Origin of the sequence: Ensifer sp. LC11 (assembly GCF_001695835.1) — a bacterium.
Lineage (GTDB): Bacteria > Pseudomonadota > Alphaproteobacteria > Rhizobiales > Rhizobiaceae > Ensifer.
The window spans coordinates 69,403-82,425 of the sequence record NZ_MBSO01000023.1; the positions used below are offsets into that span (position 1 = coordinate 69,403).

9 protein-coding genes are annotated in these 13,023 nt (G+C 62.5%); 2 read left to right on the forward strand and 7 right to left on the reverse strand.

Features of this window, described 5'->3' with window-relative positions:
• Positions 1–7: 7 nt before the first annotated feature.
• From BBX50_RS16655 to BBX50_RS16685, 7 genes are all read right to left on the reverse strand, one after another.
• On the reverse strand, positions 8–1,990 hold the full coding sequence (locus BBX50_RS16655) for an amidohydrolase (protein WP_065776711.1): 1,983 nt from the start codon (positions 1,988–1,990) through the stop codon (positions 8–10).
• On the reverse strand, positions 1,990–2,280 hold the full coding sequence (locus BBX50_RS16660; RefSeq protein WP_065776442.1) for a XapX domain-containing protein: 291 nt from the start codon (positions 2,278–2,280) through the stop codon (positions 1,990–1,992). Before BBX50_RS16660 ends, BBX50_RS16655 begins: the two co-directional genes overlap by 1 nt.
• Positions 2,281–2,460: 180 nt before the next feature.
• Positions 2,461–3,111 carry a hydrolase gene (locus tag BBX50_RS16665; protein ID WP_065776443.1) on the reverse strand — a complete coding sequence of 217 codons (651 nt, stop codon included), beginning with the start codon at positions 3,109–3,111 and terminating at the stop codon, positions 2,461–2,463.
• A 203-nt stretch (positions 3,112–3,314) separates the two neighbouring features.
• Positions 3,315–4,217 (reverse strand): AraC family transcriptional regulator, encoded by a 903-nt coding sequence (locus BBX50_RS16670; protein WP_065776444.1) that lies wholly within the window; start codon positions 4,215–4,217, stop codon positions 3,315–3,317.
• 234 nt (positions 4,218–4,451) lie between these two features.
• The gene (locus BBX50_RS16675) at positions 4,452–5,360 is read right to left on the reverse strand and encodes an AraC family transcriptional regulator (protein ID WP_065776445.1); all 909 of its coding nucleotides are present in this window, start codon (positions 5,358–5,360) and stop codon (positions 4,452–4,454) included.
• Between the two features lie 125 nt (positions 5,361–5,485).
• Positions 5,486–6,376 carry an AraC family transcriptional regulator gene (locus BBX50_RS16680; protein WP_065776446.1) on the reverse strand — a complete coding sequence of 297 codons (891 nt, stop codon included), beginning with the start codon at positions 6,374–6,376 and terminating at the stop codon, positions 5,486–5,488.
• Between the two features lie 292 nt (positions 6,377–6,668).
• A complete protein-coding gene (locus tag BBX50_RS16685; RefSeq protein WP_065776447.1) occupies positions 6,669–8,846 on the reverse strand; it encodes a hypothetical protein in 2,178 nt (725 codons plus the stop codon).
• A gap of 437 nt (positions 8,847–9,283) precedes the next feature.
• On the opposite strand from BBX50_RS16685, the gene katG reads away from it, so the two are divergent.
• Together katG and BBX50_RS16695 are read left to right on the forward strand one after the other, a co-directional pair.
• Entirely contained in the window at positions 9,284–11,491 is a 2,208-nt protein-coding gene (katG, locus tag BBX50_RS16690; protein ID WP_065776448.1) for a catalase/peroxidase HPI, read from the forward strand.
• Between the two features lie 416 nt (positions 11,492–11,907).
• The gene (locus BBX50_RS16695) at positions 11,908–13,020 is read left to right on the forward strand and encodes an efflux RND transporter periplasmic adaptor subunit (RefSeq protein ID WP_065776449.1); all 1,113 of its coding nucleotides are present in this window, start codon (positions 11,908–11,910) and stop codon (positions 13,018–13,020) included.
• The last annotated feature ends 3 nt before the right edge of the window (positions 13,021–13,023 follow it).

Here is a 13,023-nt window from a genome sequence, read left to right on the forward strand (position 1 = left end):
TCCACCCTCACACCGCCCAGCACGAGCAACCAAGCGCACCGAAGAAGCCCTTGAGGTCGGCAATCGGCAGGCGCGACGTCCAGGCGCCGGCATGGTCATGACCATGCACACCGCAGTTGCTGGCGCAGCCGCACGAGGTGATCGCGGTGCGTCGGAGAGAGTTCTTGCCGGCGCCATCCGGTTCGCCCCAGGCGGCATAGCCGCCGAAGGTCCGGACCGGCGACCAGTCGGGCATTGCCGGCGGCACCGGGTTTTCATCGTAGGAGACGAAATCGCCGGCCGCATAGACGATCTTGCCGCCGACCATCGTCAGTTCCGATGTCAGGAACGAGATCTCGTCCTCGGCGCAGTTGAAGTAATCCTTGTTCGGCACGATCAGGTCGGCGAACTGCCCTTTCTCGATCCGCCCCTTCCTGCCCTCCTCGTTGGAGAACCACTGCACCTTCTCGGTCCACATCCTGAGCGCCGTTTCACGATCAAGGCAGTTAGCGCGCGGGTAGAGTTGCATGCCGCCGACGGTCTTGCCGGTCATCATCCAGGAGAGCGAGACCCAGGGATTGTAGGAGGCGACGCGCGTCGCATCGGTGCCCGCCGAAACATTGACGCCCTTCGCCAGCATCTTCGCCACCGGTGGGGTGGCTTCCGCTGCGCCATGGCCGTAGCGCTCGACGAAATATTCGCCTTGATAGGCCATGCGGTGCTGGACGGCGATGCCGCCGCCGAGTGCTGCGATCCGGTCGATCGAGCGGTCGGAGATCGTCTCGGCATGATCGAAGAACCAGTTGATGCCCGAGAGTGGAACATCCTTGTTGACCATCTCGAAGACGTCGAGCGCACGGCTAATCGTCTCGTCGTAAGTGGCGTGCATACGCCAGGGCCAGCGGTTCTCGGCGAGAATCCGGACGACCTCTTCGAGCTCGCCTTCCATCTCCGGCGGCATGTCCGGGCGCGGCTCGCGAAAATCCTCGAAGTCGGCGGCCGAAAACACCAGCATCTCGCCGGCGCCATTGTGACGGAAGTAGTCGGTGCCCTGCTTGTATTTCACCGAGGACGTCCACTTCAGGAAGTCCTCCTTCTCCTCTTTCGGCTTCTGGGTGAACAGATTGTAGGCGAGCCTGACGGTCATCTGACCTTCGTCAGCCAGCTTCTGGATCACGGCGTAGTCATCCGGATAGTTCTGGAAACCGCCGCCGGCGTCGATGACGCTCGTGACGCCCAGCCGGTTGAGCTCGCGCATGAAGTGGCGGGTCGAGCTGACCTGGTAGTCGAAGGGAAGCTTCGGCCCCTTGGCAAGCGTCGAATAGAGGATGCCGGCATTCGGCTTGGCAAGCAGCAGCCCGGTCGGGTTGCCGTTGGCATCGCGGGTGATCTCGCCGCCGGGCGGGTTGGGCGTGTCCCTGGTATAGCCGACAGCGCGCAGTGCGGCGGCGTTGAGCAAAGCCCGGTCATAGAGATGAAGCAGGAACACCGGCGTATCCGGCGCAACGGCGTTGATCTCGTCGATCGTCGGCAGCCGCTTTTCGGCGAACTGGTGCTCGGTGAAACCGCCGACGACCCGCACCCACTGTGGTGCCGGCGTGACCGCAACCTGCCGCTTCAACATGTCCATCGCATCGGCGAGCGAGCGCACCCCGTCCCATCGCAGTTCCATGTTGTAGTTAAGACCGCCGCGCACGACGTGGGTATGGTTGTCGTTGAGCCCGGGCAGCACGCGTTTGCCCTTGAGATCGATGACTTTCGTAGCGGACCCGGCCAGCGCCATGATCGCTCTGTCGTCGCCGACAGCGAGGATCAGGCCGTCCTTGATGGCGATGGCAGTCGCTGCCGGATTGGCGCGGTCAAGTGTCGTGACAAGGCCGTTGTGGAGGATCAGGTCTGGCGTCATCGAAGTGTCTCCGGTCGATTGAGCGCCGGCGGGGCGTGCCGACGAAAAGAGAGCGGGCAGCGCCAGCGACGAGGCTGCACCAAGAAACGAGCGTCGCGTCGGCATCATCCGGCCCTTTCATCGGTGGTGGCTGCATTCTTCGCCTTGCCGGCGGTGGCCGGCCCGCGGGGAAGATGGCCGAACATGTGCGGCATGCATTGCCGGTTGAACCAGCTCAGATTGATCGGCTCGCCGGACAGGACACGCTTGGCCAGCGGAACCGATTGCTCCCCGACGAGGATGCCGAGCAGCCCAATGAGCGCGATGACGGGCGGCGCCGGCGAGCGGACATTGAGCAGCGCGTAGATGACGCCGACGAGAAGCCCGGCTCCGAGCGAGAGAAGATACATCTTCATCGCCAACTCCTTCACGGATGAGGTTGCCGCCCCGGCCGCATCGGCACGGCCAGAGCGTTACTCTAGAGCATCCCGCTCTCAAGTGGGTCCACGTAAGGCGGAAAGATGCTCTAGAATCAAAGTGCTAGAGCGTCCTTGGTGCGTTCATATGAAGGCGCTCCAGGGCGCATCAGCCCTGTGTCAGTGCCCCTCGGATGCCCCGAACATCGACTTGGCGTAGATGATGCCAAGACCGTACGAGCCACCGAACTTCTTGGCGATGCCGGTGGTCATGTCGTAGGTCTCCGCGCGGGCCCAGTCGCGCTGCAGCTCAAGCATGTATTGCAGCGAGGTCATCGGTCGCACGCCCGCTTGCACCATGCGGTCCATGGCGCGCTCATGCGCCTCGTCGGAAACGTCGCCGCAGGCGTCGGCGATGACGTAGACCTCAAAGCCCTGGTCCAGCGCCGAGAGCGTCGGGCCGACGATGCAAACCGAGGTCCAGAGGCCGCACATGACAAGACGCTTCTTGCCGATGCGGTTGACCTCGTCGATGACCGCCGCGTCCTCCCAGGTGTTCATCGAGGTACGGTCGAGCAGCTTCTGGCCCGGAAAGGCGTCAGTGATCTCGGAGAACATCGGACCGGAAAACGTCTTCTCGGCAACGGTCGTAAGAATGGTCGAGACGCCGAAGCCTGCGGCCGCATGGGCGACCAGCGCCGCGTTGTTGCGCAGCAGAACCGCGTCGATCGACTTCGTCGCAAAGGACATCTGCGACTGGAAGTCGATCATGATCAGGGTGTGGTCGTTGGGTGATACGAGGAGTTTGCCGGGGGTCGCTGTCGCAGACATGGTCGTGACCTCTTTCTGTTGAAAACTGAACTCCGATTGGAGAGCGCCAACTATGCCGCCGACGGCCGTCGCGTTCTTGTCGCCAAAGGTGGATTTTTGAAAATTTCGCTCGCCATGCCGCTGACGCCGGTGGATCGCTATCGAGCGCCAGCTTCCTTACGAAGCGCCCCTGTGCATGGGGCAATCGGCCGGCAGATCGGCGGCTACCGGCTCCGGCGCCAGACGCGTGGCGTGGTTCCGACCGCCTGTACAAAGGCGCGTGTAAAGTGACTTTGGTCCGAGAAGCCACAGGCCGTGGCGATCTCGCTCAGAGGCGTCTGGGAGAAATGCAGCAGATGCTTGGCCTTTTCGATCCTCTGCTGCAGCAGCCAACGATAGGGCGTGCTGCCCATGGTCTCCCGGAATGCGCGCAAAAAGGTTGCCTGAGATAGATTGCAGGCGACCGCCAGTTCCTCGACGGTCAGCTCGCCGTCCAGGCGGCTCTGGACGAGATCGCGGATCCTTGCCTGGCAGCGCTGCGAAAGTCGCCTGCCTCCAGAAGGCGTACCGCCGCGGCCATTGCCGTATTGCCGCACCACGTGCACGCCAATCGCCACCGAGAGCTGATCGACGAAGAGCGCGCTGCGATCGGTGCGTCCATCTACGGTCGCAAACAGGGCACCGAGCATGCCGCCGAGAACCGGATCGGGCGAACCGGCGAGCGAACGCAGTTCACTGACGCCGGCGAGATCTGCGGCATCCGCGATGCGCTCGAGCGCGCCGTGACCGATTTCAAGCAGGGCGAAATCGAACGAACCGCTCAAATCCGCCTTGTAGTCGTCCGCGAAACTTCTGACATAGATGGAGTTTGGGCCAAATTCCTGGATCGTCGAATGGTGCTCCTGGAACACCCTCCGGTCATGGCCGCCCGCAAGCGACAGGCCGATCAGGTAGCCACGCCCGTTGCCAGGGGTGGTCACCCTGCCCGGGGGGCCGGCGGCCGACTTCTTGCGGTAAAGGAGCATGTCGCGACCTTCGATCATCCGGTCGTCGTCGAGTTGATCACGGGAGCAGCCTAGGCTATCGCGCGGCGGCGCGGCCGCTGACGTTGCAATGGTCCCCGTCATCGCTCTCGCTCCCGCAGGCACCAGCACCCGGGCGCCAAGAGCCGCATAGGACGGCACCGGTTCGAGACAACGGCAACGCCTGGATCGCGGTTCGGGTGGGAGGCCTCAATACAATCCATCTCAGGCTCGGCAAATTATCGACAAGGAACCATGATCGCCCCAGCCGCAACGGCATTCTTGCACGTTTGTCACCCGTTTTGAACAAAACGCATGAGGGCGCGCCCTCTTTCAACACTATTCCGGAAGCCCCTCGACGGGCACACTGAGTGTCCTGTTCTTTTTCCTGAACCGCGCCGGCGTCTCGCCGGCATAGCTCGTGAAAACCCGCGTCATATGGCTTTGATCGGCAAAGCCGCATTGAATCGCGATCTCGGCGAGGGGCGCGCCCTGCAACAGGCACTCCTTGACCCTGGCGACGCGATACTCGGCCAACCATCTGGAAGGCGTACGCCCGAAGCTTTCCTTGAAAGCCTTGTTGAAATAGCTGCGCGACAGCTCGCATTGAGTGGCCAGATCGCCGACCGAGAAGGATATGTTGAAGTGCGCGACCAGAAACTCGGTCGCCAGCCTCTCCTGCCACGGGGCAAGCGTACCTTTCTTGTCGACAGGAAAATGCAGCCCGCCATAGGTCTGGCTGAGATGGGCAAGTGCCGCAAGGTTGATCTGTTCGACGAAAAGCAGGTTGGCAACGTCAGGCTCGTCGAGTGACGGCAGCAGGGCCTGGGCAAGGCCGAACATGACGGGATCGGCGTGTCCCTGCACAGATGCAAGCGCCACGTATTCTCTGCGTCCCGCCTGCTCTGCGAAGGCCCGCATAGAGGCAAAGGGGATGTGAAAACGAACGTTGTCGAAGGGGGAAAGATGGTGGCACTGCCACTGGTCGCGAAGATCGGTGATCGCGAGTGATGCCTTCCGATGGCCTCCCTCGAAGACGAGCTCGCCGCGCCGCCACAGCCGATGGGACTCGAAATCACGCATTTGGACAATGACGTTGAAGGCATCGGCCACCGGCAGCGCCGGGGCGCGCTGCAAGTCGAAGCGATCCGAAAAGGTTCTCGTGACGGTGATGCCCCCCGCGCCGATCGTTTTGACCGTGGGGCGCGAGATCTGGTTCTCCGCGTTCAATCGCTCATGCAAGGCCATTGGTCAGAGCCCCCCGATTTACAGCGCCCGTCGTAGCGGCGCCGAGGATGCTACAACGGTTGGCAGCCGCGATACAGGGCATTGTCCCGACGCGGCTCACAGTTTCGTGGATCCGTGTGACATCATCATTGCAGCCAGCGTCGGCGCCAGACAGAGGGGATAACCCCGGTTGTCTCGCAAAACGCCTCGATGAAGCCTGCTTCGTCCGCAAAGCCGCACCGCGCCGCAATGTCGGCAAGCGATCCGCCATCATCGATCAGATAGCGCTTGGCCCGTCCGATCCGGTACCGCATCAACCATTGCTGCGGCGTTTGCCCCGTCACGGACGCGAAGCGCTCAACAAAGTCTCTCTCCGGCAAGTTCGTCGCGGCGGCTGCGGCGGTGAGAGAGAAAGCCTCGTTCCAGTGCTCGATCATAAAATCCTTGGCCGCCTTTTCCTGCCATACGGAAAGCGTAGGGTGGCCAGCCGCTGCTGGCCGATCAGGGTAGGAATGCAGGAGGTGGGCGCAGATGGCGACAGCGATATGCTGGAGAACCGGACCGGGTTCGCTGCCATTCTTGCCGAAGTGCGGAAGCAGCGCCTGCGCGAGGTTCAACATGACGTCGTCAGTTTCGCCGCGACGGCAGCGCAGACCGGCGGCGCGCGGGGCGTGTGAAAACTCGGCCACTTCGCGAAACAGCGCCCGCGGCAGATGGAAGGCAAGCGAATCAAGATCGCTGACCAGTCGAACGCTCGCCCCGTAGGCGAGATCGACAAGGCAGATCGAACCCTGCCTGTACTGCTGGATCTCGCCATCGCGACCATCAGGCGCCACATCGCAATGCATGACATCCTTGAAGTAGAACATCAGAAAATAGGCGTCGTCCGCCGGCAGGGACACGAGCCGGTCCAACGCCCCACCGAGCCGGCACTGCAGGCGCGTGACAGAGAAGCGTGCGTCGCGCACAGGGCGCGCCGCAAGAAACGGAGCATTTGGTTCGCCGAAGCACGCTCCAACACCAGTTGCCTCTGTCATTGCCTGTCTGTCCTCGCCTCTGGGCGATGGCGTTCGTTGCTCGCGGACCGCTGTGGAAACGGTGCGGGCGCATTGCGGACGTAACATGCGGGCAGCGACCGACAATTTCTTGTATCGATTGCTCACATTTGGCCGCAAATGTCTCTGTTTTGAGCGGCAGCCTGCCAGCACACCTGGACGGTGAAGCGCCGCTTGGCGCTGCATTGTTTCAAAAAGCCTGGAGATGCAGCCGCCACTGCTCTCGGATATCGATAGTGGCGGGCCACGCCTACCGACGGGCCCGCCTCATTTTTTACTGTGCGGTCGCTTCAAGGTCGACCTTGTCGAGGAGAAGCGCCGGGTTTTCGGCAGCCCCGATCAGTTCGAGCGCGCCGACACCTGCGGGTTCCTTGGCCTTGACCGTCAAAGTGAAGGTGCCGGGCTTGCTGATGAACTGTGTCAGCGCGGTTGCTGCTTCCTGCAGCTTCGGCTGGGTCGCGGCGAGATGCTGCACGCCGGCACTCGTCATCAGCACGAGCAGGCCGCGAACGCTATCCTCGGTCATGTGGTTGTCCTCGGCGTAGAGCTTGATGCCCTTGGCGAGGATCCCCTTGTCTTCCAGCGTGACTTTCGCCTCCCGCGCGGTCAGGCCGAAAAGCCCCATCTGCGCGGCGTTCAGATCACCGGAGAAGAAGTCCTTCGAGACGCCCCCCATCAGGCCCGAGAAGGCGAAGCTACCCATGTCCTTACCATCAAGCGAAATGTCCTTGATGACGAGGTTCTCGTTCGACTCGTCCCAGGAAAGCTCGACATTGGAAGAGAAAACCAGCTTGTCGAGACCGATCTTGCGCAGCGTCTTGAAGCTCTCTTCCTGCGTGTCCGCAGGGATAGGCACACTGAGATCGCGGTAGCTGACGCGAACATCGGTCGGGATGCCGTTGCGCGGCTTGGTCAGCGCCAATTCGTAAGTGTCGAGCGTGAAGCGAACGCGTTCCGGAACGGAAGGCACCGCAGCCTGTTCCGCCGGTGCTTCGGCCATCGGATCTTCCGCGGCATCGCCGGGGATCTCCGTCTCGCTCGCAGCATCGCCATCGGTCGGCTCCTCCGGCGCAGGTTCGACGCCGACCGACGGATCGGCTTCGCTTTCGGTCGCGCTCTGGTCATCTGCGCCGATTGCGCTGTCGGTCACGCTTGCCGGATCGGTGCCGGGCATGTCCACGTCCAGCCCCGCCATCCGGATCGTGCCGAATTCGGGCATCAGCGTGGTGTAGGGGAAGCTTTCGAACTCTTCCTCCTTCAGGCCCGCGAGCTTCGTCAGCGCCTCCATGGTCGGAGCCCAGGAGAAGCCCTTGATGCTTGCTTCGGCAACCTTGAAATAGTCGGCGCCCTCGCCTGCCGAAACGCCGTTCATGGTGCCGTCAAAGCTGCGGCCGTCGAGCTCAAACGCCATCTTGTCGACGGCGAGCTTCACCATCTTGCCCTCGTCGCTGCCCTGCTCCGGCACTTCCATCTTGAGGCCGATCAGTTCCATGTCGCCCTTGGCCAGCATGTCGACGAGCGAAAGCACGCGCTTGAAGAACACCTGGCGCTCGGCCGGCGGCAGCGCCTCGATGTCGGTGACCGATTCCAACTGCTTCAGTGTGTCGAGAAGCGGTTCGGCCGGCATGCGGACGCTAAGGCCGCTGCTGCGCACCTCGTCGTAGCCAAAGCGCGACTTGCTGTCGGAAAATGCGAGATTTTTCACCGAGAGCGGACCATAGAGCAGCTTCGGCTCCTTGTCTTCGGGGCCCGCCTTTTCCGTGTAGATGCGCGCCATGTAGGCCGCGTCGAAGTTCTCCCCGGTCACGGCACCCATCGTGCCATCAAGCTTTTCCCGCCTGGTGGCACCTTCGCCATCGGGAACATCCATGGCAAAGGCGAAAGTGGCACCGCTTGCCGAATAGCGGGCAACGCGACCGCCAGCGATATCCTCGAGCGCGACGTCCTTGTAGACGGTCTTCTGTTCCGACCCGGCGACGTTTTGCGTGACGGCAACCTCGGGCGCGGAAACCCGCTTTGCGGCAAAGCGTTCGATGCGTTTCAGCAGGTCCGCCTTGTCGCCGCTTGCCGCATGACCGGCGGCAAAGAAGTCCGGCTCTTCAAGCGTCGCCTGCGGCATGGAAAGCTTGACGGCCTTCAGATCGAGATCGAGCCCCTTCACCTCGAGCTTGCCGCTCAGGGAGAAAATCTTGGGGCGCCCGTCGATTGCCGCGATGCGCGCACTGACGCCGTCGGCGAAGGGCAGCGTCACGTCGCGAAGATGGATGCGACCGAGGAAATCGGCCTCGACGGAGCCTGCCTTGCCGCCGCGCTCGGCGATGAAGGTGCCGACCGCCTTTTCGAGCATGAACTTGCCGCCGACGACACCCGTCGCCGCTATTGCGACTACGGCCACGGCCGCCCAAAGCGCCTTGCGACGGCCACCGCCGGTTCTCGTTTCTGCCTGCGCCACGATGTTTGTCCTTTCACCACGTGAAAAATGGAAGCGAGTCTTTGCGCGTGTGACTAAACTTTAGCGCGTTCATGCGCAAGTTTGGCGGGAGTGCTGTGCACCGGTATCTTCCATGGGCTGCAACCTCCGACAGGGCGCCATGTCATCAAGAATGCACATAGAGCTGCGAGCGATACCACATCGCCCGACGGCGGAGAACATTAGCAATAGGATTGACTTATCGCGACCATCAGGAAATCCAACTTAAATTAATCAAACCACTTTGATAGAGTCCGCGGACCAACGAGGGAGACGCAGCCAGTGGCGAGACCGCATCGCGGAACGACAACCACCGACGGCAAAACAAGCGCCGCGATCCGGGCCAGGCAGAACGCCGGCCTGCAGGGCCTGCTTTTCCTCTAACCGCACAATTCGCATCATCGCAAAGGGAGATCAAAATGGACGCGAAAGCCGACAAAACGGGCAAATGTCCCGTCATGCATGGAGCGCAGACGAGCGCTCAATCCGCCGGCACGTCGAACCGGGATTGGTGGCCGAACCAGCTTAACCTGAAGATCCTGCATCAGAATTCTTCGCTGTCTGATCCCATGGGTGAGACGTTCAACTATGCCGAGGAATTTGGAAAGCTCGACCTGCAGGCGCTGAAGAACGACCTCACGGCGCTGATGACTGATTCGCAGGACTGGTGGCCGGCAGACTTCGGCCACTATGGCCCGCTGTTCATCCGCATGGCCTGGCACAGCGCCGGTACTTACCGCACCGGTGACGGCCGTGGCGGCGCCGGCGCCGGGCAGCAGCGCTTCGCGCCGCTCAACAGCTGGCCTGATAATGCCAACCTCGACAAGGCGCGCCGACTGCTGTGGCCGATCAAGCAGAAATACGGCAACAGCATCTCCTGGGCCGATCTGATGATCCTCACCGGCAACGTCGCGCTCGAATCGATGGGCTTCAAGACCTTCGGTTTCGCCGGCGGCCGTCCTGATGTCTGGGAACCGGAGGAGGACATCTACTGGGGTGCTGAGAAGACCTGGCTCGACGACAAGCGCTATTCCGGCGACCGCGACCTCGAGAACCCGCTGGCCGCGGTGCAAATGGGCCTGATCTACGTGAACCCGGAAGGCCCGAACGGCAATCCGGATCCGATCGCAGCCGCACGCGACATTCGCGAGACCTTCGCCCGCATGGCAATGAACGACGAGGAGACCGTTGCGCTGATCGCCGGCGGCCATACCTTCGGCAAGACCCATGGCGCCGGCGATGCGGCCAATGTCGGCCGCGAGCCGGAAGGTGCCGGTATCGAGGAGCAGGGCCTTGGCTGGGCGAGCACCTACGGCAGCGGCCGTGGTGGCGACGCCATCACCAGCGGCCTGGAAGTCACCTGGACGACGACGCCGACCAAGTGGAGCAACAACTTCTTCTGGAACCTGTTCGGCTACGAATGGGAGCTGACGAAGAGCCCGGCCGGCGCGCACCAGTGGACGCCGAAACATGGCATGGGCGCCGGCACCGTGCCGGATGCCCATGACAAGTCCAAGCGTCATGCCCCGTCGATGCTGACCACCGACCTCGCGCTGCGCGTTGATCCGGCCTACGAGAAGATCGCAAGACACTTCTACGAGAACCCGGACGCCTTTGCCGACGCCTTTGCCCGCGCCTGGTACAAGCTGACCCATCGCGACATGGGCCCGCGCGCCCGCTACCTCGGCCCGGAAGTGCCGACGGAAGACCTGATCTGGCAGGATCCGGTTCCGGCTGTCGACCACCCGCTGATCGACGCTGCGGACATCGCCGGCCTCAAGGCGAAGATCCTTGCCTCGGGTCTTTCGGTCTCCGAGCTCGTCTCGACGGCCTGGGGGTCAGCCTCGACCTTCCGCGGTTCGGACAAGCGCGGCGGTGCCAATGGTGCCCGCATCCGCCTTGCCCCGCAAAAGGACTGGGAAGTCAACCAGCCGGCCCAGCTGGCCAAGGTGATCGAAACCCTCGAGGGCATCCAGCGCGCCTTCAACGATGCTCAGTCCGGCGGCAAGAAAGTATCGCTCGCAGACCTGATCGTGCTGGGTGGCGCGGCGGCGGTTGAAAAGGCGGCCAAGGCGGCCGGCCATGACGTGGAGGTTCCCTTCACGCCGGGCCGCACCGACGCCTCGCAGGAACAGACCGATGTCGAGTCCTTTGCCGTTCTTGAACCGATCGCAGACGGCTTCCGCAACTACCAGAAGACGCAATATGCCGTTTCGCCGGAAGAGCTGCTGATCGACAAGGCGCAGTTGCTGACGCTGACGGCACCGGAAATGACCGTTCTCGTCGGCGGCCTGCGCGTCCTCGGCGCCAACTACGGCGCGACAAAGCACGGGATCTTCACCGATCGTCCCGAAACGCTGAGCAATGACTTTTTCGTCAACCTGCTCGACATGGGTACGGCGTGGAAGGCAACCTCCGACGCGAAGGACGTGTTTGAAGGAAGCGACCGCAGGACCGGCGATGTCAAGGCGACGGCGACGCGCGTCGACCTCGTTTTCGGCTCGAACTCGCAGCTTCGCGCCATCGCCGAAGTTTATGGCCAGGCGGATTCCAGGAAGAAGTTCGTTCGCGATTTCGTGGCCGCCTGGAACAAGGTGATGAACGCCGACCGTTTCGATCTCGTCTGAGGCCGCAGCGCACCGACACAGACGACAGGTCCCGGCACCTACCGGGACCTGTTTTTTTAGGCATCTGCGCCAATTGCGTCACCAGGGGTTGCAACATCGAGCATCTTGTCCGGAGCATGCCGCCACACGTTAAACGATCGCGGCCAGTCGATTCGCGCAACCGAACCGCCGAGAACCTCGCTCTTGCGCCTCCTGCGCGTTGGGCGACACAGGGCGCACAAACCATTGCTTTTGTGACAAGTTCTGTCTCGGAACACGCGCTGGCTACCGATCAACCTCTTTTACGAGCGCAGCCTCTTATCAACCAATGATTGCGTGACTTGGCGTGGAGAACGTGTTCTGATTTCATCGCAATAGGCCGCCTGCCCAGGTGCGCTGAAATCATCTCAAGCTGTTTCGTTCAGGGGGAACGTGGCATGCCTCGTACGAGAATGCTCGCCGCTTCATTTTCATCATCACTTCTTTTCGCAATTAGCCTCGCGACACAAAGCGCGTTTGCCCAGCAAGCGCCAGCCGTCGTCGTGGCGCCTGCCACGGTCATGGATCTGCGCGAAAGCGTGGATCTGACGGGCAAGGTGACCGCCATCCAGAAGGTCGATATCCGCGCCCGTGTGTCGGGCTTCCTCGAGGCTGTCAATTTCACCGAGGGACAGAAGGTTTCGACAGGGACGGAACTTTACCGGGTCGAAGACGGCGCCTATCGCGCCGCGGTCCAGGAGATCGAAGGTCAGATCGAAGCCGCCGAAGCGGCCAAGGAACTTGCCATCCTCGAGCGCGACCGCGCAGAACAGCTTCTGACGACCAAGACAATTTCCCAGGCCAAGGTCGACGAAGCCCATGCCGAAGTCAGGAAAGCCGAAGGCGATCTGATACGGCTCAAGGGCAGCAAGGACAACGCCGACCTCAACCTCTCCTACACGAAGATCGTGGCGCCCTTCGACGGCATCATCGGCCTGACGGCTGCCGATGTCGGCGCGCTCGTCGGCCCGGACAGCGGCTCGCTGGTAACGCTTACCCGGCTCGATCCCATCTATGTCCAGTTCCCGGTGGCGACCGCGCTCTATCTCACCTACCGCGAGCGGGTGGTGAAGGGCGAAATCAGCGGCGGCGCCAATGTCGGGCTGAGCCTGCCGAACGGCACGGAATACAAGCAGAAGGGCACGATCAACTTCATCGCCAGCAACGTCTCGCAAGGCACCGACACGGTCACCGTGCGCGCCGAGTTTCCCAATCCGGACAGCGTCCTGCTCGACGGGGCGCTCGTGCGGGTGATGCTTGAGCAATCTGACAAGCAGGATGTGCTGGCAGTGCCGCAGCAGGCGATCCAGCGCGACCAGCAGGGCGCCTTCGTGCTTGTGGTCGACGCCAGTTCCAAGGTGGAGCTTCGCCGCGTCGATGTCACGCGCAACACGCGGGGCCAGGCTGTCATCGGCAAGGGCCTGAAAGAAGGCGAGAACGTCATCACCGAGGGGGCCGGCAAGGTCCGACCGGGCATCACTGTCGATGCAGCCACGGCAGCGGGTGGCTAAGCC